15 protein-coding genes and 2 pseudogenes are annotated in these 20,787 nt (G+C 66.2%); 3 read left to right on the top strand and 14 right to left on the bottom strand.

The genetic code is table 11. From position 1 onward, the window contains the following. Nucleotides 1-103: 103 nt before the first annotated feature. From ABIB27_RS09285 to ABIB27_RS09270, 4 genes and pseudogenes are all read right to left on the bottom strand, one after another. The gene (locus ABIB27_RS09285; RefSeq protein ID WP_354215764.1) at nucleotides 104-1,780 is read right to left on the bottom strand and encodes a helicase HerA-like domain-containing protein; all 1,677 of its coding nucleotides are present in this window, start codon (nucleotides 1,778-1,780) and stop codon (nucleotides 104-106) included. 4 nt (nucleotides 1,781-1,784) lie between these two features. Further along, nucleotides 1,785-2,066: a benzoate/H(+) symporter BenE family transporter gene (locus ABIB27_RS09280; RefSeq protein WP_354253818.1), complete on the bottom strand. Its 282-nt coding sequence runs from the start codon at nucleotides 2,064-2,066 to the stop codon at nucleotides 1,785-1,787. A gap of 144 nt (nucleotides 2,067-2,210) precedes the next feature. Continuing rightward, on the bottom strand, nucleotides 2,211-2,357 hold the full coding sequence (locus ABIB27_RS09275; protein WP_354215762.1) for a hypothetical protein: 147 nt from the start codon (nucleotides 2,355-2,357) through the stop codon (nucleotides 2,211-2,213). A gap of 390 nt (nucleotides 2,358-2,747) precedes the next feature. Continuing rightward, nucleotides 2,748-3,227, bottom strand: a pseudogene (locus ABIB27_RS09270) (dioxygenase family protein); the annotation flags it as partial. A gap of 266 nt (nucleotides 3,228-3,493) precedes the next feature. Here ABIB27_RS09270 and ABIB27_RS09265 point away from each other — a divergent pair. After that, the gene (locus ABIB27_RS09265; RefSeq protein ID WP_354253817.1) at nucleotides 3,494-4,909 is read left to right on the top strand and encodes an HNH endonuclease signature motif containing protein; all 1,416 of its coding nucleotides are present in this window, start codon (nucleotides 3,494-3,496) and stop codon (nucleotides 4,907-4,909) included. Between the two features lie 21 nt (nucleotides 4,910-4,930). On the opposite strand, the pseudogene ABIB27_RS09260 reads toward ABIB27_RS09265, so the two are convergent. Both ABIB27_RS09260 and ABIB27_RS09255 read right to left on the bottom strand, forming a co-directional pair. Continuing rightward, a pseudogene (locus ABIB27_RS09260) lies at nucleotides 4,931-5,152 on the bottom strand (ABC transporter substrate-binding protein); the annotation flags it as partial. A gap of 90 nt (nucleotides 5,153-5,242) precedes the next feature. After that, nucleotides 5,243-5,944 carry a type 1 glutamine amidotransferase domain-containing protein gene (locus ABIB27_RS09255; protein ID WP_354215760.1) on the bottom strand — a complete coding sequence of 234 codons (702 nt, stop codon included), beginning with the start codon at nucleotides 5,942-5,944 and terminating at the stop codon, nucleotides 5,243-5,245. Between the two features lie 155 nt (nucleotides 5,945-6,099). Here ABIB27_RS09255 and ABIB27_RS09250 point away from each other — a divergent pair, with 155 nt between their 5' ends. Beyond that, nucleotides 6,100-7,089, top strand: coding sequence for an LLM class flavin-dependent oxidoreductase (locus ABIB27_RS09250; protein WP_354215759.1), 990 nt, complete (start codon nucleotides 6,100-6,102; stop codon nucleotides 7,087-7,089). Nucleotides 7,090-7,095: 6 nt separating this feature from the next. Here ABIB27_RS09250 and galK read toward each other — a convergent pair whose 3' ends face one another. The 8 genes from galK to ABIB27_RS09210 are packed head-to-tail and all read right to left on the bottom strand — an operon-like array spanning nucleotide 7,096 to nucleotide 17,854. Then, nucleotides 7,096-8,274, bottom strand: coding sequence for a galactokinase (gene galK / locus ABIB27_RS09245; RefSeq protein WP_354215758.1), 1,179 nt, complete (start codon nucleotides 8,272-8,274; stop codon nucleotides 7,096-7,098). After that, nucleotides 8,271-9,383, bottom strand: a complete 1,113-nt coding sequence (gene galT / locus ABIB27_RS09240) for a galactose-1-phosphate uridylyltransferase (protein WP_354215757.1) — start codon at nucleotides 9,381-9,383, stop codon at nucleotides 8,271-8,273. Before galT ends, galK begins: the two co-directional genes overlap by 4 nt. A gap of 1 nt (nucleotide 9,384) precedes the next feature. Next, entirely contained in the window at nucleotides 9,385-11,601 is a 2,217-nt protein-coding gene (locus ABIB27_RS09235; RefSeq protein WP_502909155.1) for an alpha-galactosidase, read from the bottom strand. 48 nt (nucleotides 11,602-11,649) lie between these two features. Then, nucleotides 11,650-12,447 (bottom strand): DeoR/GlpR family DNA-binding transcription regulator, encoded by a 798-nt coding sequence (locus ABIB27_RS09230; RefSeq protein ID WP_354215756.1) that lies wholly within the window; start codon nucleotides 12,445-12,447, stop codon nucleotides 11,650-11,652. A 39-nt stretch (nucleotides 12,448-12,486) separates the two neighbouring features. Continuing rightward, nucleotides 12,487-14,589 carry a beta-galactosidase gene (locus ABIB27_RS09225; protein WP_354215755.1) on the bottom strand — a complete coding sequence of 701 codons (2,103 nt, stop codon included), beginning with the start codon at nucleotides 14,587-14,589 and terminating at the stop codon, nucleotides 12,487-12,489. A gap of 2 nt (nucleotides 14,590-14,591) precedes the next feature. After that, entirely contained in the window at nucleotides 14,592-15,539 is a 948-nt protein-coding gene (locus ABIB27_RS09220) for a carbohydrate ABC transporter permease (RefSeq protein WP_354215754.1), read from the bottom strand. After that, nucleotides 15,536-16,489 carry a carbohydrate ABC transporter permease gene (locus ABIB27_RS09215; protein WP_354215753.1) on the bottom strand — a complete coding sequence of 318 codons (954 nt, stop codon included), beginning with the start codon at nucleotides 16,487-16,489 and terminating at the stop codon, nucleotides 15,536-15,538. Before ABIB27_RS09215 ends, ABIB27_RS09220 begins: the two co-directional genes overlap by 4 nt. Nucleotides 16,490-16,534: 45 nt before the next feature. Continuing rightward, complete coding sequence (locus ABIB27_RS09210; protein ID WP_354215752.1) at nucleotides 16,535-17,854, bottom strand: ABC transporter substrate-binding protein; 1,320 nt, start codon at nucleotides 17,852-17,854, stop codon at nucleotides 16,535-16,537. Nucleotides 17,855-18,092: 238 nt separating this feature from the next. On the opposite strand from ABIB27_RS09210, the gene ABIB27_RS09205 reads away from it, so the two are divergent. Then, nucleotides 18,093-20,723, top strand: a complete 2,631-nt coding sequence (locus tag ABIB27_RS09205) for a trehalase-like domain-containing protein (protein ID WP_354215751.1) — start codon at nucleotides 18,093-18,095, stop codon at nucleotides 20,721-20,723. Nucleotides 20,724-20,787: the final 64 nt, after the last annotated feature.

The following is a 20,787-nucleotide window of genomic DNA, read 5'->3' as shown; positions in this document are numbered from 1 at the left end:
AGGCCGCTGAACATGGGTGTAGAAGCCACTCCTCCTGAGGGGAGGGGTGGCTCTCCTGACGCCCGACGGCGGAGGTACAGGGTGGGTCATCGCCAAGTTTTGCCTAACGGCGGCGCCGGGACGAGGTGCCGAACACGCCGCGGAGCAGCTCGCGGCCGAGCTGGGTACCCATTGACCGGACCATGCTCTTGAGTCCGCCGCCCAAGGCTCCGCTAAGTGCGCCAGCGAGATCGCCCGCCATCCCGCCACCGGACTGAGCCGGTTCGGGTGCCCGCTGCGCGCGCGCCCTCTCAGGGGCGGACACACGGTCCGGGACCGGTGCAGGACGGCTGCTGGGCCGGCCGAGGATCTCCGCCTCGATCCGGCGGCCTTCGGCGTCGACGTCGGACTGGCCGGTCCCCGCGGCTGCGTCTCCGGTGGGCGCGGCGCCCTTGCCCGTGAGTTTTTCGTAGGCGGAGACGTTGTCCACGGCGGTCCCGTACTTGGGGAGCAGCGCCGACCCGGCCACACTGCTCGTGATGAGCTCGTCCGTGCTGGGGCCCATCATGGATTCCGGCGCACGCAGGCGGGTGAGGGCCACCGGCGTCGGCGCACCCTTTTCATTCATGACGGTGATGACAGCCTCGCCGATTCCCGCGGACGTGAGGGTTTCCTCGAGGTTGTAGTCGCTGACCGGGAAGGTGGAAACGGTGGCTTTCAGGGCCTTGGCATCCTCGGGCGTGAACGCGCGGAGGGCGTGCTGGATGCGGTTGGCCAGCTGGCCAAGGACGTCCGCTGGCACGTCCTTGGGGGTCTGGGTGACAAAGAAGATCCCAACGCCTTTGGACCGGATTAGCCGGACAGTAGTGGTGATGGCGTTCAGGAAGGCTTTGGACGCGCCGTTGAAGAGCAGGTGGGCCTCGTCCAGGAAAAACACGAGCTTGGGCTTGTCCAGGTCGCCGGCTTCGGGCAGGTCCTCGAACAAGTCAGCCAGCAGCCACATCAGGAACGTGGAGAACAGCATCGGTTTGGTCTGCAGCGTGGGGAGCTCCAGGCAGGTAACCACGCCGCGGCCGTCCGGGGCGGTCCGGAGCAGCTCGGCGGTATCAAACTCCGGCTCGCCGAAGAACGGCTCCAGGCCCTGCGCCTCCAGGTTCACTAGTTCACGAAGGATAACCCCCGCAGTGGCCTTGGACAGGCCGCCCAGTTCCTCCAACTCATCCTTGCCTTCGTCCGAGGTGAGGAACTGGATGACGGCGCGGAGGTCCTTGAGGTCGATCAGCTCAAGGTTGTTTTTGTCCGCAAAGTGGAAGACCAGCTGCAGGCTGGATTCCTGGGTGTCGTTAAGCTCCATGACCCGGGAGAGCAGGATGGGGCCAAACGAGGTGATGGTGGCGCGGACCGGAATGCCGTTGCCGTCTCCGCCCAGGGCCAGGAACTCCACCGGGTAGGTCTTGCCGGCCCAGGCCTGGCCGATGCTGTCAGTGCGTGCCTTCAGTTTGTCGCTGCCGGCCGCGGCTGTTGCCAGGCCGGAAAGGTCGCCCTTGATGTCCGCCAGGAAGACGGGAACGCCGGCCGCGGACAGCTGCTCTGCCATCATGTGCAGCGTGACGGTCTTGCCGGTGCCGGTGGCGCCGGCCACCAGGCCGTGCCTGTTCATCATGGACAGCGGCAGCCGGACCTGGGCTTCCTTGTGAAGTTCGCCGTCGACAATGGCGGCACCGAGCGCGATGGTGGCACCTTCCAGGTTGTAGCCCTTCTGGATGGTGGCAAGCTTTTCTGCAGTGGTTTTGTTGGCCATGCCGCTAGCTTAGCGGTGCGCGTGTCAGCTTGGCTTTAAAACCTGCATGGTCCGCGCGCTCGAGCACTCGGGACACCGCGTAGCCAATAACCAGGCCCCAGAACGCTGGGTGGATGTTGAACAGGCTCATGCAAGACATGGTCACAACAAATGTCACCAGGGACCCCAAGGTGAACGTGGTGGCGAAAGCGGTCACAAAGGCTTGCTGGAGAGCGCGCAGCATGGCCAGGACGCCGAATACCACGGCAGCTGTGTACTGGCGCTGTCTGGTTCCTGAGGAGGTCATGAGGGCGTTGGTAGTACCGGTCACACCGGCTGAGACAGCGCCGCAGCCAGCATTGAGCAACGAAAACGCGCCCGAATCGATGGCGAAGACGTTGACCGCCGGATGGTGGCCGGCGGCACGGAGAACCGCGATCCTTTGGCTGTTCTAAAAGAGCAGCAGGGTGAGGGCCAGGGGAAGAACCAGCTCGAGCTGGGCAGCCCAGGTGAACTCGGGAAGGGTGAAGGCCGGGGCGGCCAGAATGGGTCCGCCTTCTTGGAGGAAAATTGGCCACTTGCCGCGACGGCTGGTCACCCAACTGCAAGGGTGCCGAGCATCGGGGGAAGGAACCGGCCAAGGACGGGCACTTCGGTAAGTCCTCCCGCCGCCCCAACGGCCAGCGTAACGGCTATCGGGCGGGATGCGGAGAAGATGAGGCCGATCACCCCATTGGAAACATACGGCAAGCCCAGGTCACGGAGGACCTCGCGCGAGCCGGCGGGGCGAACACCCGGGCGTTCCAGCAGGGTTCAGCTACGCGAGCCGCAATGGCTCCCACGCGGCCGACGGCGGATGGGTCCTGACGGGATGGCGGCGTTTGAGCTCCTGGCGACGGCGGCAAAATACAGGCGCCCCGGAGTTTGCACTCCAGGGCGCCTTCGGGTGCGGGGCCGAAACGCCGGCACCGACTGTTAGCAGTGGTCCTTACTTGTGCCGGCCTTCTTTGGCGAGGACGTAGTCGTAGATCACTTCTTCGCCAGCCCCGCCATCCGTACGCGGCTTGGGGTCCAGCATCAGGTCGGCCTTGACTGCCGAGGCGATGTAGTCGGCGTTGTGCGGGTCACCGGGGAAGTACAGCTGCTGGGTGACGGGCTGGAAGCCGGGCGCGGAGACCTTGATGTGGATGTGCGCCGGGCGCCAAGCGTGCCAGCCCGCCGCGCTGATCAGCTGTCCGCAAGCCCCGTCCGTGGGAATCTGGTAGGGCGCCGGGCGCATCGTGTTGATTTCGAAGCGCCCGTCGTCGTTTGCCTTGACCGTGGCGCGGAAGAGCCAGTCGGGGAGGCCCGGTGCGTACTGGGAGTAGAACCCGGCGGCGTCCGCATGCCAGATCTCCACTTGGGCATTCTGGATGGCGTTGCCCTCAGGGTCCGTGAAGCGGCCGGTGAAGCGCAGCGGCGTGCCCTCCAGGGACAGGACCGGCTCCTGACCCCGATGACGGCGGCGGGGAGGGTACCGTCGTCGCCCCTTCCGGTACTGTCAGGCTGCAGCTGACGGTGTGGGAGCAGCAGCTGTAGTAACCCCCGGTCTGTGCGGGGTGCCGCGGGACTTTGGGTCCCAGCCGCGACCTTTGAGAACTCCCTTGATACGTTGCGCCCTTGAATGTCAGACCCTCCACCTAGGCTGGAAATATCCGGAAGGGAAGCTTGGCAGCGAGAGAAGGAGGGGGCGGCGTGGAGGTTCAGACATTCGTAACAGATGACGACACATGGGTTCCGGCCGTCGACTTCACGGACCAGAAGGATTCGCTGCTGCTCGGCACCGTGAGCTTTCCGCTTCCCTCCTTCCTCACGGCCGACGGCGCCCTCCGCCTGGTGGAGTCCGCTGACCGGCTGATCGCCTGGGCGACGTCCTTGAAAGTGCGGGGGCTGGCGCGGGTGGAAGAAGCGATTGGCGAAGAATCTCCGCGTCGGCAAGAGAACCAGCCCACGCGGTTTGGCGGGCACGAGGCCCACGCACTTGCTGTCACCGAAGTGGCCACAACCAGTGCCGTCTCGGAGGGCGCTTCCGCGCGTTCCTTGAATGAAGCCGCGGATTTCACCACATCCCGCTGGCAGGTCCTTGAAGCCATTGAAGCGGGGGAGATCTCCTCTGCGCACGCCCGGATTATTCAGAACCTTGCCCGTTCCCTCCCGGACGAGCCGGCAGAGACCTTCATCAACATGGCCCTGCAGCGCGTCCGGACGCGGCACGGCCGCCGCCGCGCCCCCTCCGAGCTGCGCGCATGCCTGCGGCGGCTGCACGAGAGTCTTGATCCTGAAAGCCCGACGGCTCGGAAGGCGGCTGCCCACCGTGAGCGCGGCGTATGGTTCTCGCCTGAGCCGGACGGCATGTGCACCCTCAGTGCTTATCTTTCAGCTGAGGCCGGGCTGGCCATCTTCAACGGGCTCGATCACGATGCCCGCGTTACCAGCCTGCGGGCTGCAGAGTCCGAGGCCCAGCCTGGTGCCGGAGCCGGAGCCGGAGCCGATTCCCGCACACTGTCCGAGCTCCGTGCTGATGCTCTGGTGCAGCGCCTTTTGGGCCCATCTGACGGCGCGGATGCCGGGGCCTTCCGGCCTGAGGTGGTTGTGACCATTCCCGTCGAACTGGCCCTGGCGAGTGACGCCGCAAGTGCCGCCACGGCCGCGACGGCTGAACTCGAAGGCTACGGGCCCATCGATGCGGCCACCGCCCGACGCCTTGCGGCCCTTGCACCAGGCTGGCAACGCGTTTTCACCGACTACGCCACCGGCCAGGCACTGGGGGTGGGCCGAACGGCGTACCGCCCACCGATGGCACTGCGCCGGTACCTGCATAACCGCGACGGGACGTGTCGATTTCCTGGCTGCACGCGTCGTGCCACTGCTTGCGAGCCCGACCACTCCATCGAGTGGCAGGACGGTGGGGCAACCGATGCCGATAACCTGGCGATGATCTGCCGCAGGCACCACGCGCTTAAGTCAGTCGGCGCCTGGGCGTACAAACATGCATCCCCAACGGGAGAGCTCAAGTGGTGTTCGCCTCTGGGCCGCACCTACAGCACCGACCCAGCCAGCATTGGTCGAGCCCTCCACACGCCCAAGCCGCCGAAACCTCCGCCGTTCTAGGATTGCCTGGTTTTGGGTTTGCTTCTTGGGCAGGCCTGCCGGGTTCAGCTCGGACTTTTGGGCGGCCTCCGAATAGAGGCCCCAGCGGTCCAGGGTTTCGGCGTAGCTGCCGTCTCCGATGATCGTGTTCAGCGCTGCCTGGGCAGCGGCGGCCAGTCCGTTGCCCTTCTGCGTGGTGAAGGCGATTTTGGCGGTCAGCGGCCAGCCGCCGTTCAGCGTGCCCACTTCCTTGGTCTTGCCGTCCGGGGGCGAGACCCTCGTCCTTGCCGTAACGGCGGTTCACGGGGCGTCAGGGGCGGTCACAAAAGGCAGGTTGATGCTGCCGTTACGGCCTTAGCCCGCCAGGGCCTTGATGACTTCCTTCGCCACGTCCTCACTGGACTGCGGGTTCTGGCCGGTGATGAGGTTGCGGTCGCGGACCGCGTTGGAGCTCCATGCGGCAGCGTTCTCAATCACCGCGCCCTTGTCCCGCAGTGCATCCTCAACCAGCCAGGGCGTGTTCTCTCCGGTGCCGCCGTTCAGTTCCTCCTCGTTCGTGAAAACGGTGAGGCGGCGGCCTGCGAAGGCGAAGGAGCCGTCGTCGAGCGTTGCACTGAGCAGCCCGGCGGGGCCGTGGCAGAACGGTGCGATGACCTTCCCGTCCCGGTCGGCGGCAAGCAGGAGGCGGCCAAGGTCGGCGTCCTTGTAGAGGTCGGTCATGGGGCCGTGCCCACCTGGTAGAACGACGGCATCGTAGGCGCTGATGTCGACGTCGGCCAGCACCAACGGAGCTGAAAGCTCGGCGTCGATTGTGGCGAGGTACTGCCGGAAACCGTCCGCGCGCTCCTGGCCTCCAGCTGAGTCGGGCGCCAAGCTGACCTGGTCCACCGTGGGCTTCGCTCCGCCCGGCGTGGCGATGTGGACGGCGTGGCCCGCCGCGCGAAGCGTCTGATGCGAGACCACCAGTTCTTCCGCCCAGTAGCCGGTGGGGTGTTCGCTGCCGTCCTTCATCGTGAGGGAATCGGCTGCCGATACAACCATCAGGATATTTGCCATTTGTTGATCTCCTGTCCGTGCGCCGCAGAAATAGCTTGGTAGAAATAACCTGGACGCCGCCGTCGTTATTCACAAGTGTGCGCGCTGCACTCCGGCGTGCCCACCCCCTACGCAACACACTCCCTGCGCAACGCATTTGAAAGGCCGGTACCGACGTGACGCTCCCCCTCTCCATCCTTGACCTGGCAACCATCGGCAAAGGCCAGACGGCGGCGGAAAGCTTCGCCGGCAGCGTGGCAATGGCGCAGCGGGCAGAGGAGCTCGGATACCGGCGGATCTGGTACGCCGAGCACCACAACATGTCCGCCATCGCATCGTCCGCCACCAGCGTGCTGATCGCGCACGTGGCTGCGCACACCAACACCATCAGGCTCGGTGCCGGCGGAGTCATGCTGCCCAACCACTCGCCCCTGACCATCGCCGAGCAGTTTGGCACCCTGGAGACGCTGCACCCGGACCGGATCGACCTTGGCCTGGGCCGCGCTCCCGGCAGCGACCAGAACACCATGCGCGCCTTGCGCCGGGACCCGATGTCCGCGGACAGCTTCCCGCAAGACGTCCTGGAACTGCAGGGCTACCTCACCGGCCCTACCCGGATCCAGGGCGTCGAGGCCACGCCCGGCAAAGGCACCAATGTGCCGCTTTATATCCTGGGCTCATCGCTGTTTGGCGCCCGCCTGGCTGCCCAGCTGGGCCTGCCGTACGCGTTCGCCTCGCACTTCGCCCCCAATGCGCTGCAGGACGCAGTGGCGCTGTACCGCCGCGAATTCAAGCCGTCCGCCCAGCTCGAGGCCCCGCATGTGATTGCCGGCGTGAACGTCATCGCTGCCGATTCCGCAGCCGAAGCACAGGAAGCTTTCCGGGCCACCCTGCGCTCGCGGGTAGGACTGTTCTTCGGCGGCGGCCGGGAGTTCACCGACGACGAAGCGGATATGATCCTGGACTCCCCGCAGGGCCAGCACGTCTCGCAGATGGTGAAGTACTCGGCCATCGGTACCCCGGACGCGGTGATCGATTACCTTGACGGGTTCGCCAAGCACTCCGACGCCGACGAACTCATTGTGGCGCACCAGAACACCGGCACCGAGGCGCGGATCCGCTCGGTGGAGCTGCTCGCGGAGGTTGCCGGGCTCGCCCGGGTCTAGCCGCGGCTATTCCTCCCTTCGGGCGCCGGCCGAGGCGCTGACGGGAAATATGTTGGGGGCAGTGAAGCTTGCACGGGCGAATTGCCGGGCGATTCCGTCCCGGATCCTGGCCGCGTCGTGGTTGCGGACAAGGGCTATCGCAGCCCCGCCGAAACCGCCGCCGGTCATGCGGGCGCCGAGGGCGCCGAGGGACTGTGCGGCGGAGACGGCCAGATCCAGTTCAGGTGTGGAAATTTCAAAGTCGTCGCGCATGGACACATGCGATTCGTTGAGGAACGCTCCGACGGCGGCGGGGCCTTCCGCCCGCAAGGCAGCGACGGTGTCCAGCACCCGCTGGTTCTCGGTGACGACATGGCGGACCCGTCGGAAGGTCTCTCCACCCAGCACCCCGGCTGCACGGGGAAGGTCCTCGGGGCCGAGCGCGCGGAGGCTGGAGACGCCCATTGTCTCGGCACCGTCCTCGCAGGACCGGCGGCGGCTGGCATAGCCGCCGTCGGCGTGCGAGTGACTCGTGCGGGTGTCGATGACGAGCAGCCCGAGCTCTGCGGCAGCAAAGCCAAGCGGAACCCTTTCTGCCAGCAGGCTCTTGCAGTCCAGCAGGATGCCGTGGTCCGGCTCGCCCAGCAGCGAAGCAGACTGGTCCATGATGCCGGTCGGGGCGCCGACGACCCGATTTTCGGCCAGCTGTCCGATTCGGGCCAGCTCCTGCCGGCTCAGCCCCAGCCCCCAGAGCTCGTTCAGCGCCAGGGCCGCGGCGCACTCGACGGCGGCCGAGGACGACAGCCCCGCTCCGGCCGGGACATCCGAACTGAGGGCAAGGTCGATACCGGTCAGCCGGGCGACGGGGGTACCTTTTCCGCCCGCAACTTGTGACATGGCCCAGGCAACCCCCAGGGGGTACGCGGCCCAGCCCTGCAGGGTGTCCGGGTCCAGCTCGTCTAGACTGACCTCCACAATGCTGGGGAACGAGCCGCTAGCGACGCGCAGCCGGCGGTCTCCGCGGACGCTGGCCGCGGCGGTCGTCCGCTTTTCGATCGCAATCGGGAAGACAAAACCGTGGTTGTAATCCGTGTGCTCGCCGATGAGGTTGACTCGCCCCGGAGCAGACCACAGACCCTTCGGCGGGTGGCCGAACTGGCTGGTAAAGAAGTCGCGTCCCCGCTGGGAGAGTTCGGTCCTGGTCATACGGCGTCTTCCTTGTCAATGGCGGCCCGAAGCCGGGCCGCGGCGGTCTCGGGAGGGATGTCGGCGATGAACGCCCCCATCGCCGCTTCGGATCCGGCCAAGTACTTGAGCTTGTTCTCTTCCCGCCGCGGCGATGTCAGCTGCAGCATCAGCCGGACGTCCTCCCGGTGGGCGTTGACAGGGGCCTGATGCCACGCCGAGATGTAGGGGGTCGGCGTCGCGTAGAGGGCGTCAACGCCGCGCAGGAGCCGGCCATACAGCCGGGAGAACTCGTCGCGTTCCTCGGTGGTGGTGGCTGCCAGATCGGGGACGTGCCGGTGCGGCAGGACGTGGACCTCCAGAGGCCAGCGCGCCGCGAACGGTACAAATGCTGTCCAGTGCTCGCCCCTGAGCAGTACCCGCCCGGATTTCTGCTCGAAGCTGAGGATGTCCTCGAACAGGGTGCCGCCGTAATTCCCGATCGTGCGGATCAGCTGGGCGGTGCGGGGGGTGATGTACGGATAAGCGTAGATCTGGCCGTGCGGATGGTGCAGCGTCACGCCGATCGCCTCGCCGCGGTTCTCGAAGGGAAAGACCTGCTGGACCCCCGGCAGCGCGGACAGTGCCGCCGTCCGGTCGGCCCAGGCCTCCACCACTGTCCGCATCCGGGAGAGGGATACTCCGGCGAGGGATCCCGTATGTTCGGGCGAGAAGCACACGACTTCGCAGCGACCCACTGACTGCCGGCTGCGTCCGAGGCCGATCCTGGCCAGATCATCGAGGCCTTCCGGTGCTCCGTGGGCGGCCAGACCGGGGCCGAAGGACGGGGACTTGTTTTCGAAGACGGCCACATCGTACGGGCTGGGGACTTCAGAGGGGTTGTCCGGCGACGCCGGGGCCAGCGGGTCCAGATGCGAGGGCGGCAGGACCACCCGGTTCTGCCGGGCTGCCGCGATCGAGATCCACTCGCCGGTCAGGACATCCTGGCGCATGGTGGCGGTGGGCGGCCGGACGGCCGGATCACGGAGGTCTGGTCCGCGCAGCGGCGAGAGCACCGTGTCGGCGTCGTCGAAGTAGATGAGGTCCCGTCCGTCGGAGAGCTTGTAGGCACGCTTCGTGATCTGGTCCATGCTAGGAGTTCCCTACCCGGCGGACGGCCAGGAGTACGCCGTGTTCGGGGTTGAGCACCGGCATCGGGAGACCGGACGCTGCCAGGAAACGGCCGGTAGCTTCGATGCCGGTGCTTAGCCAGGCCGGCGGCACGGCCTGCATGAAAGCGCGTCCGTCGTCAGGCGCGGGGTAGACGGCCTCCACCCGGTAACGGCCTTCGGGGTGCAGCGCCGGAAGGCAGACCCGCCCGGGGACTTCGGCGAACGACGTCGACACGGACACCAGCGCGTAGAGGGCTTCGCTGCCATCGTGGGCGACGACGCCATGCAGCCGGAGCCCCGGATCGGGCTCGTCGGCCCGCACCATTCGCCCGCTGTGCAGCAGGGGACGGTACTGCTTGAACAGCGCGACCGCCCGCTCGAGCTCTTCACGCTCAGTGGGGTCGAGCTGCCGGACATCCCATTCAAGGCCGAAGTGGCCAAACATTGCGGTGATCGCCCGGAACGAGAGATCGTGGGTGCGCGCGGTGGTGTGGCTCGTGGTAGGTCCGATATGCGATCCGACGAGCTCCGGCGGCACCACCATTCCGGTCCAGCGCTGGATGGTCTGCCGTTCCAGGGCGTCGTTGCAGTCTGACCCCCAGACCCGGTCCGTGCGTTCCAGGATGCCGAGATCTACGCGGGCGCCCCCTGATGAGCAGCTTTCAATCTCGACCCCGGGGTGGGCTCTGCGCAGTTCGTCCAGAAGCCGATAGACAGCCCGGGTCTGGGCATGGACCGAAGGCCGGCCGGCGTGGCCCATCTCGGTCAGGTCCCGGTTCTGGTCCCATTTGAGGTAGCTGATCCGGTTCTCTCGCAGGAGGGCATCGAGCCGGTCGAAGATATACTGCCAGGCGTCGGGGTTGACCAGGTCGAGAACCTGCTGGTGCCGCCACCGTTCCGGCAGCCCGCCGTCCGTGCCGCCCACGGCGCGCGGGGCTGGCCCTGCGATCCAGCCAGGGTGTGCTCGGGCGAGATCCGAGTCCTCGTTGATCATCTCCGGTTCCACCCACAGGCCGAACTCCATGCCGAGGCCGGTCACCGCGTCGATCAGCGGCGTGAGGCCATCGGGCCAGATCTGCTCATCGACATACCAGTCGCCGAGACCCGCGGTGTCGTTGCGCCGGCCGCGGAACCAGCCGTCGTCGAGCACGTAGCGTTCAACGCCCAGGCTGGCGGCGGACTGGGCAAGTTCCAGCAGGGCCGGCAGCCGGTGGTCGAAATACACCGCCTCCCAGACGTTCAGAACCACTGGGCGAGGCTTGCCCGATGCCGCACCCGGGTGGTGCGGCCGGCCGCGGAACCAGGTGTAGAAAGCTTCGGTGATGCCGTCCAGGCCGGCGTCGGAGTAGGCGGCAAACAACCATGGGGTCTCGTAGTGGGCGTTCGGTGCCAGGCTGATTTCCGCCGATCCGAGCAGCTCCGCCGCGCCGATGACGGTCCGGCCGTCGCCGGCAGTGTCGACGAAACTCTCGTGGTTGCCGCTCCAGCCCAGGTGGACGGCCCACACTTGGCCGTGGCGGTACCCGAACCCGGCCGTGCCGGCGGCGAGCAGGAGTGCGGAGTCATGCCCGGTACGGCCGTGCCGGCCCGACCGGACCCAGGTGCCCTGATGCAACGGAAGGCGCTGGGGATGGGACTCCCGGCACCAGCGGCCGGTCAGGTCAAGAATTTCCGTTGCGGCGCGGCCCACCGGCAGCACCGCCGCCAGCTCCTCGACGACGTAGGTGCCCGGTCCATCGTTCGTCAGCGAGTGGCGGAGCTGAAGCAGGCCGCCGTCGCTGATCCGAATCTCGGTGCGGACCGTGATGCCGGCGTCGGGGTCGATCTGGGTGATGCCGGCAGAGCCGGCGTCACCCGGGTCAGCTGCGGCGGTCGCCAGCCGGAGCCGGGAGGAGTAAGCCCCGACGTTTCGGTAGCCGCGGAGTCCCGGACGCCCGCGCCAGCCCGAGGACGCCTGCGGGATCAGGCCAAGGGTCACCGGGGTGTCCAGAGCCGAGTGCGGCACGGGGTCACGCAGCAGCGAAATGTCGGGCAGGTCCGGGCCGAGGTCGGCGCCGAAGTGCAACAAAGCCGGTTCGCCAGTGCTGAAATCGATGAGCAGCGCCGTGCCCGAGCGTCGCAGGTACAGCGGCTCCGGGGGCAGGCCGAATCCTGCGGTAAGGGGTTCCGGGGCAAGGTTCAGGTCCGGGTTGTTCACTGCAGCTCCAGGCGTTGTGGGGTCGGGTGGGGTCGTAGGTGCCAGTGGTCAACTGATTGCGGCGCCGGCCGGGGCGGCGATCGGGGCCAGCCGCAGCCGGCCCACGCGTTTGCCGAGGATGCGCCTGGCTTCGCTGCCGAGCATGTCGTCGCTGATGAGTTCGTCGGCGTCCTCGAGTGCGGCGATCGTGCTGATGCCGAGCGTGCCCCACTTCGTGTGGTCGGCGAGGACCACCACGCGACGGGCCGCCGCCACGAACGCCCGGTCAGTTTCGGCCTCGAGCACGTTCGGGGTAGTAAACCCGGCGTCGGCATCGACGCCGTGGACGCCGAGGAACAGCACGTCCAGGTGCAACTGCTTGAGGGAGGACGTGGCAAGGGGGCCCACCAGCGCGTCTGAGGGCGTGCGCTCGCCGCCGGTCAGGATCACGGTGGACGGGGAGGAACCCTGGTGGAACACGTTGGCAATCCGCACCGAGTTGGTGACCACCGTGATCCGCGGACCGGCGGACAACAGCTGGGCCAGCGCCCAAGTGGTGGTGCCCGCGCTGAGCCCCACCGCCATTCCCTCGCGCACCTGGGCGGCAGCCTCCTGCGCAATAGCCATCTTTTCGTTCTTGAGCTGGGTCACCTTCAGGTCAAAACCAGGCTCGTGGGTGCTGGCTCCGCCCGGCAGTTTGGCCCCGCCATGGATTTTCTCCACCGTGCCCGCCGCATCGAGGGCTTCGATGTCCCGTCGCACTGTCATCAGTGAAACGCCCAGCATCTTGGCGAGGTCCGCGACACGGACGATCCGCTCACGCTGGACCTCTGCGAGGATGGCTGAGTGGCGGGCTGCGGCGAGCATGTGGTGTCCTTACAGGGTTGAGCGGTTTGGCGGGCTTGACTATTGTGTCTGGTTTGACTGGTTGGCGGAGGTGCCGACCAGTTCGGCCGTAGGCGAACGGACGACGGCGACGGCGCCCGCCGCGAGCCCGAGCCCGTCGGTGAGTTCCGTGCCCGTGATGAGGTCCACTCCTTCCAGCGGCAGTCGGACCTCGTGGGTTCCGTGGTTGATGCAGAACGTCCAGTCGGTTCCGTCTTTGCTGCGCCGGGCAACTTCCACGTCCTCCGGCAGATCCGGAACGAGCGGCTGCACCCCTGCGTCGGCGCAGACGGTGGTGAGCAGTTCGCCCAGGCCCTCCGGCGCGAGCGTGGTGGCGACGTAGTAAGAGCGGCCTCTTCCGGCGCGGTTGCGGGTCACGGCTGGAGAGCCTGCAGCCGGCCCCTCGGCCACGGTCGCGAGGACCTCGGCGGTAGTGGCCCGGCCCAGTTCGTTCCAACAGCTGCCGGCACCGAAGCCGCTGAGCCGGACGCTTTCCCCCGCCCGCAGCGGAAAGAACTCTTCCATCTGCACGCCCAGCAGTCCGGTGAAGGCGCCTGGGTAGCTGCCAAGCCGGATGTGGTCATTTTCGTCTACGATTCCGGAGAAATACGACACCACGAGATGGCCGCCGGAGCGCACGTATCCGTCCAGGTTCGCTACGCCCGCATCGCTGAGCAAGTACTGCATGGGGGCAACGACGAGCCGGTAGCCGGAGAGGTCGTCGGTGCTCCGGGCGAAGTCCGTGGGGATGCCGGCACGGTAGAACGCATCGTGCCAGCGCCGGGTTTCCGCAATGTTCGAGGCATCCACGCTCGGGTGCGAGTCCAGCTCCGAAGCCCAGCGGGCATCGGTGTCGTGCAGGATGACGACGTCCACCCGGCCGGAGGCCCCGGTGACTACCGAGCCGCTGAGTTCGGCCATGCTGCGCATAGCTTGGCCGAGTTGCACCACTTCACGCCACACCTTGGTCTCGGTGCCGGCATGGGGCAGCAGCCCGGAGTGGAACTTCTCGGCGCCGGCGCGCGAGGCCCGCCACTGAAAGAACAGCGCGCCGTCCGCCCCGCGGGCCACATGCTGCAGCGAATTGCGCAGCATCTCGCCGGGTGCTTTGGCGATGTTGCGGGGCTGCCAGTTCACGGCCGACGTGGAATGTTCCATGAGCAGCCACGGCTTGCCGTTGGCCCAGCCGCGGGTGAGGTCCGCGGTGGCTGCCAGTTCCTGGAAGTTCCGCGGGTCCTCGGCAATCAAGTAGTGGTCGTTGGAGACCACGTCCATCTCCCCGGACCAGCGCCAGTAGTCCAGCGGCTGGTGCAGGCCCATATTGAAGCCCATGAAGTTGGTGGTCACGGGGTGCCCCGAGTGCGAGCGGATAATCGCGGCCTCGGCCTTGTAGCATTCGAGCAGCTCGTCGGAGGAGTAGCGGGCGAAGTCCAGTTGCTGGGTCGGGTTGACCCAGGTTCCGGACGTCCGCGGCGGCAGGATCTCCTCCCAGGCCGAGTAGCGCTGGGACCAGAAGGCGGTTCCCCACGCGTCGTTGAGGGCCTCCAGGCTGCCGTACCGGCGTTCGAGCCAGTGCCGGAAACCGGCGGCGGCGCCGTCTGAGAAGTCCGGCTGGTTGTGGCAGCCGTACTCGTTGTGGACGTGCCACATGACGACGGCGGGATGGCCCTTGTAGCGGACGACGATCTGCTCGGTCAGGGCCGCGGCGGCCCGGCGGTAGTCGGGGCTTGAGGCGGCGAAGGCCTGCCGGGAACCGTAGCTGTGCCTCACGCCGTCGGCTGTTACCGGCAGTGACTCGGGGTACTTGTGGCTGAACCAGGGCGGCGGGGAGGCAGTGGCGTTCGCCAGATCAACCCGCACGCCGTTAGCATGCAGCAGGTCAAGGACCCGGTCCAGCCAGCCGAACTCGTACATGCCTTCGGAGGGTTCCAGCAGCGACCAACTGAAGATGCCCACGCTGACCAGGTTAACGCCGGCCTCGCGCATCAGCCGGACGTCTTCGTCCCACGTCTCCTCGGGCCACTGCTCGGGGTTGTAGTCGCCGCCGAAGGCCAACATCGGGGATCCCTCGGAGCCGAGGCGGGCGGTGATGTAGTCCATGGAAGCGATGTTGCCGTTGTCCACGTTTATCCTTTGCTGGAGCCGAGCGTCAAACCGGCTACGAAGTGTCGCTGGAGCAGGAGGTAGATCACCAAGGCCGGGATCGCCGTGATCATGGCGCCGGCGGCGATGAGGTTGTAGTTGGAAAGGAACTGGCCCTGGAGGTTGTTGACGGCGGTGGTCAGCGGGAGGCGGTCACCGCTTTGCAGGAAGAGCAGCGGCCAGAAGAAGTCGTTATAGATGAAGATGACCTCGAGGGTGCCCATGGCAGCCAGGGCGGGGCGGCACAGCGGCAGGATGATGTTCCAGTACTGGCGCCATACCCCGGCCCCGTCCACCAGGGCGGCCTCGGTGAGCTCCGGGGAAAGCGCCTTCATGTAGTTGGAGAGGACGAAGGTCACGAAGCCGATCTGGAAGGCTGTGTCCACGGCGATCACGCTGATGTAGGTGTTGAGCAGGCTCCCGGAATCGCTGACGCTGTATGGCAGCGGCAGCAATTTGAACATTTCGAACAGCGGCGCGGCGAGGACCTGCGGCGGCAGCAGGTTGCCGGCGGTGAACATGATCAGGAGCGTCACGTTGAACTTCCAGTTGACCCGGCTCACGGCAAACGCCATCATCGACGCAAAGAACAGCACCAGGATGACGGACGGGATGGTGATCAGGGCGGAGTTCCAGGCGTACCGGTCGAAACCGCCCTGGGTCCACGCCTGGCTGAAATTGTCGAAGTTGAACGATCCGCCGAAGCTGAAATAGCCGTACTTGTCCGTGTCTGCCTTGGGACGCAGCGCGGTGAAGATGGTCCAGACCAAGGGGACGAGCCACATAACGGCGAGCACTGTGAGGAAGAGATGGATGCCGTAGTGGGGCTTGCCACGTTTGGTGTTGGCCGGCGGGGCGGACCCTATGCGAGTGCTCCGCCCGGTGGGCGAACTGCCCGCCGCGGGTGCATCTGTGGGCTGCGCAATGCTCATGCCTCTTTGTCCTTTCCGAAGGCCCGGGACAGGTAAAACGTGATGGGTACCAGGGAAATGACAAGGAGGATGACAGCCAGCGCCGACCCGACGCCGATCACCTGACCCTCGCCGACCAGGTTTTGGATGACCAGGGCGCTGATGAGTTCCAGGCCGTTGGTGCCGCGGTTGATCACGTAGACGATGTCGAACGCCCGGAGGGACTCGATCACGGTGATCACAATAATGATGACGTTGACGGGGCGCATGGCCGGGAAGATCACCCGGAAGAAGGTCTGCACCGCGTTGGCGCCGTCGATTTGCGCGGCTTCGCGGAGGGTGGGGTCGACGCCCTTGAGTCCGGCCAAGTAAAGGATCATGACGTAGCCCGCGTGCCGCCACGTCGCCGCGATGAGCGCAGCCCAGATATTGACGCCGGAATCGCCGAACCAGTCCACGGCCTGCGGCGTTCCCGCGGTACCGAGCAGGAAGTTCAGGAGCCCGCTGTCGCGGTTGTAGAAGAGCTGCCAGATGACGCCGATCAATGCCAGGGAAAGCATCACCGGAGTGAAGAAAATGCTCTGGTAGATCTTGGTGCCCCGGATGTTCTGGTCCAACAGGATGGCCAGCAGGAGCCCCAGCGGCGTCGCGATAAGGGCGAGGAAGACCAGCCAGAGCACGTTGTGTTGCACGGCGGGCCAGAACGGAGGGTAGTTTTGGGCGATGAACTGATAGTTGCTGAGCCCAGCGGGCTTGATGTCGTCCAGACTCAGGCCATTCCACCGGGTGAAGGACAGGGCCGCGGACAGCAGGGTCGGGATCCAGACCAGGACCAGCTGTATCAGGGTGGGCAGGCCCACCATGAGACTCAGGACCCACTTATCGCGGCGGGAGAGCCGCCGGACCCGCCCCGCCCGGGCGGCGGTTATGCGCCGCGCCCCGGCGGGGCTCGTTTTGGATGATGTACTCACGAGAAGATATTCCTTAGTGCCGGATCGTGGTGGCCCGAGTGTCCGCTATTGGGCGGCATAGAGCGACTTGGCCTGGGCTTCCAGATTCTTGACGTCCACGCTGCCGTCCTTGATGAACGACTGCAGCGCCGGGATCATGACGTTGTTGGCCATGGCCGGCAGTGCATCCCGGTCAAAGAACTGGCTGATGCTCTTGGCGTTGGCGATGACGTCAGCCATCTTCTTGCTCAAGGGCGAAAACTGGGATGTGTCGGCTCCCCTGGCGGCGGCGATGTTGGAGCTGTCCACGGATGCATACACGTCCTGCCCCTCAGGGGTACCGAGGTACGCCAGGAAGTCCTTGGCGGACTGGTTCTCGCCGCCCTTCTTTGACAGCAGGAGACCATCGATAGGTGCCTCGACGGCGTCCCGGCCCTCCACGGCCAGTTCCGGGAACGGGAAGAAATCGATGTCGGCGGCGACAGTCTTATCCGTGTACTGCTGGGTGAGGAAAGAGCCGAGCAGGTACATCCCGGACTTCTTGTCGCCGAGGTTTTTGGCGGAGTCCTGCCAGGTCATGCCAAGGGCATTCGGGTTCTGGAAGGGCAGGAGCGCCTTCCAGGTATCGAAGACATCGCTGACCTTCTTTTGGTCCCAGGCTTCTTTGTGTGCCGTGAGATCCATGTGGAACTGGTAGCCGTTCAGGCGCATGTTCAGGTAGTCGAAGGTGCCCATCGCCGGCCAGCCGTCCTTGTCGGCGAACTCGATCGGGATGAGGCCGTCGGCCTGCATTTTTTTGGCCAGGGCGGTCAGCGCGTCAAAGGTGCTGGGGACCTCGTAGCCCTTCTCCGCCCAGAGGCTCTTCCGGTAGAAGAATCCCCAGGGATAGTTGTAGTTCGGGACGAAGTACATCTTGCCGTCCGCACCGGTGGACGCCTTCTTCATTGCCTCGGAATAATTGCCGCCGATTTTCTGCCAGACGTCGTCGATCGGCGCCAAGAGGCCTTTGCCGGCGTAGTACTGCATCCGGTAGCCGGCAAACCAGGTGAAGGTGTCGTCCGGGCTGCCCTGGAGGTAGGTGTTGATTTTGTTCTGGAAGTCGTTGTGCGGAACTACGTTGGTGTTGACCGTGATTCCGGACTTCTTCATGAAGGCATCCGTGACGGCCTTGTAGGCGGCCTTGGGTACTTCATCCGATGAGCCCGACCCGAAAGAAACCGTCTTGCTGCCGCCGCTGGCAGCGGGGCCGCTGCCCCCGGTGCACGCAGCCAGCAATGGAGCGCCGGCTATGGCGAGGGCGCCTGCACCAAACGTCTTCAGCAGCGTCCTCCTGTCCCACCCGCCCTGACTGGAAGCCCGGCGCAACGCGTCTTCGTGCATGGTCATGATTTCTCCTTTGAAACAGTGCGGGTGGTGTGAAGCATCTCACGGTGATAACTATCATAAACGCACAATAAAGAACGTCAAGAGGCAAAGACGAACATTGTGGAAAGGTGGCGCACGCCGTCGAGTCGTGGATGTTACACGGATGCAACCAGCGGGACATTCGGGGGAAACCGCCCGGCCGCACTATGAAAGGTGTGGCTGCATTCCCCGGCCGCGTTCTGCTCGAAGGGTCAAGAAAATGCCTACTCCGTTGAACCAGACCGTTGCGGATTCCGCCCTCCTAACGAAATCCCTGCCTCTGGGCCTGCTCCGCGCCTTCATGCAGACGAATGCCGCAGACGACGGCCTGACGCCACAGTTGCTGGCAGAACTCAAGGTGCTGGCCCAGGTCCCCGGGCTGCTCGTGGCTTGCAACTACGGCGGAACACTGTGCGACGCCGAAGGTATTTCCACCGAGACGTTACCGCTGGGCAGCGCCGCGATCGCCCTCCGCGCCTTGGCTGCGCTGCCCAACACTCACGCGGCCGTCATCTCGGGGCGCTCGCTGCGCGATCTGGCCGCGGTGTCCCGTCTGCCCGCGGAGGTACATCTGATCGGATCACACGGCGCCGAGGTCAACATGGGTTTCGCCCACGCCCAGCCGCTGGCAACCGAAGCCGCGCTCCAGCAAGTCAGCATGGCGCTGTCCGAGGCCGTGGGGTTCCAGAAAGGCGTCTGGATTGAGCGCAAGCCCGTCGCGGTGTCTGTGCATACCAGGCCAGCCACGGCTGACGTCGCGGCGGCCGTGACTGAAACGGCGCGGGAGATTGCCAGGGACCACGGCCTGTTCTTCCTCGTGGACGGTTCCGTGCTGGACCTCTCTATGGTGGAACCTTCCAAAGCGGACGCCTTGGAAGGTCTCCGGTCCCGCCTCGGGGCCAGCGCGGCTCTGTACGCCGGCGATGCTTACAGCGATGAACTGGCTATCGCCACCCTTCGCGGCCCGGACATGGGCCTGCACGTTGGGCCGGGGGATACGGGTGCCGCCCACCGGCTGCGGGACCCTGAATCGTTTGCCCGCGTCCTGGCCGTCCTCTTCGAATTCAGGCGCGCCTGGCTGTTCGGCGAAGACGCCGTGGGGCTCGAACGGCACACCATGATCGGCAACGGCTCCTCCACCGCCCTGATCACGCCGGATGCCAAGGTCTGCTGGATGAGCCACCCACTGCCGGATTCCGGCTCGCTGTTCGCGCACATCCTGGGTGGGGACGCCGCCGGACATTTCTCCGTGGAACCGGTCAAGCCGTCGCAGGTCCTCGGCCAGCGCTACGTGGACAGCACCATGATTGTGGAGACACGGTGGGCGGACGTGACCGTAACGGACTACCTGGAGCCGGCGCCGGAAGGTATCACCAGCCTGGTCCGGGTGCTCTCCGGCACCGGCGCCGCCAGAATCGTCTTTGCTCCCCGGCCGGACTACGCCAACGCCCCGTTCAGCATGGCGGCCCGCGGCGACGAACTGCACGTGGTGGGCACATCCGATCCCATCATCCTCTTCGCCCCGGGCGCCAGCTTTCACATCACGTCGGACGGCCGCCATGCGACGGCAACCGCCACTGTGAACCTGCAGGACGGGCCCATGGTCCTCAACCTTCGCTGCGGGGACACCGAACCGCAGGCGGCGGACCCGGAGGGCGAGGTGCACCGGCGTGCCGGCGTTGCCCTGGACTCGCGCCGCTGGGTGCAGGAACTGCGCCTGCCCTCCGTGAAGCCGTCGCTGGTCCGCCGCTCCGCGCTGGTGCTCCGCGCCCTGGTGCATGAGCCCACCGGGGCCGTACTGGCAGCGCCCACCACGTCCTTGCCCGAGGGAATCGGCGGGACGAGGAACTGGGACTACCGGTACTGCTGGCTGCGGGACGGGTCCATGACGGTGAACGCACTGGCGGACCTGGGCTCCACGGTGGAGGCTTTTGGCTTCCTGGCGTGGCTTGGCCGGATCCTGGAGCATGCACCGGGCCCGGAATGGCTGCATCCGCTGTACTCCGTGACAGGGTCGCCGCTCACTACGGAGGCGGTCATCGACAGCCTGCCCGGGTATGCGGGCTCCCGCCCGGTCCGGATCGGAAATGCCGCTGACCACCAGGTCCAGCTCGACGTGTTCGGGCCCATCGCCGAACTCATCCACACGCTCAGCGAACGGGGCGGCACACTGGCCGATGACCACTGGGAACTTATGGTGAAGATGGCATCCGCCGTGCTGGCCCGCTGGCACGAGCCGGACCACGGCATCTGGGAAGCCCGGCGCCCGGCCCGGCACCATGTGTACAGCAAGGTTATGTGCTGGGTGACGCTGGACCGGGCGCTCCGGACGGCCGCCCGGTATGGCAGGACGCCGGAGCCCGCCTGGGAACCAACGGCACACGCCATCCGCGAGGAGGTCCTGCGGGAGGGCTGGGACGACTCAGCGCGCTCCTACACAGTTGCGTACGACAGTCCCGACCTGGACGCCGCCGTCCTGCACATCGGGCTGTCCGGTCTCCTGGACGTCGCCGATCAGCGATTCCTGGACACCGTCACGGCCGTGGAACGTGAACTGCGGGTGGGACCCACGGTGTTCCGGTACAGGTACGACGACGGCCTGCCGGGTCTGGAGGGCGGCTTCCACATCTGCACCACCTGGCTGATTGAGGCGTACGTTGCGGTGGGCAGGATTGAGGAGGCGTGGGACCTGTTCGACCAGTTGGTGAACCTGTTCGGGCCCACCGGGCTGCTTCCTGAAGAATACGATCCCGGCACCGAAACCCACCTTGGGAACCATCCGCAGGCGTACTCCCACTTGGGCTTCATCCGCTGCGCCCGGCTCCTGGACCGACATCAGAGCAGAAGGTAGTCGGCATTCCGCTTGGTCCCTAGAGTGGAGGTAGACAAGGACCCTGCAAAAGGACTCCGCGACC

It is taken from the genome of Arthrobacter sp. UYEF21 (genome assembly GCF_040546085.1).
Classification (GTDB): Bacteria; Actinomycetota; Actinomycetes; order Actinomycetales; family Micrococcaceae; genus Arthrobacter.
This window is presented reverse-complemented; position numbering and strand designations above follow the sequence as displayed.

Excerpts from the sequence above, each read along its gene's own strand:
- galT (WP_354215757.1), bottom strand. The coding sequence starts at position 9,383 with ATGGACCAGATCACGAAGCGTGCCTACAAGCTCTCCGACGGACGGGAC.
- ABIB27_RS09220 (WP_354215754.1), bottom strand. The coding sequence starts at position 15,539 with ATGAGCATTGCGCAGCCCACAGATGCACCCGCGGCGGGCAGTTCGCCC.
- ABIB27_RS09210 (WP_354215752.1), bottom strand. The coding sequence starts at position 17,854 with ATGACCATGCACGAAGACGCGTTGCGCCGGGCTTCCAGTCAGGGCGGG.
- ABIB27_RS09280 (WP_354253818.1), bottom strand. The coding sequence starts at position 2,066 with ATGACCTCCTCAGGAACCAGACAGCGCCAGTACACAGCTGCCGTGGTA.
- ABIB27_RS09255 (WP_354215760.1), bottom strand. The coding sequence starts at position 5,944 with ATGGCAAATATCCTGATGGTTGTATCGGCAGCCGATTCCCTCACGATG.
- ABIB27_RS09285 (WP_354215764.1), bottom strand. The coding sequence starts at position 1,780 with ATGGCCAACAAAACCACTGCAGAAAAGCTTGCCACCATCCAGAAGGGC.
- galK (WP_354215758.1), bottom strand. The coding sequence starts at position 8,274 with ATGACCAGGACCGAACTCTCCCAGCGGGGACGCGACTTCTTTACCAGC.
- ABIB27_RS09230 (WP_354215756.1), bottom strand. The coding sequence starts at position 12,447 with ATGCTCGCCGCAGCCCGCCACTCAGCCATCCTCGCAGAGGTCCAGCGT.
- ABIB27_RS09205 (WP_354215751.1), top strand. The coding sequence starts at position 18,093 with ATGCCTACTCCGTTGAACCAGACCGTTGCGGATTCCGCCCTCCTAACG.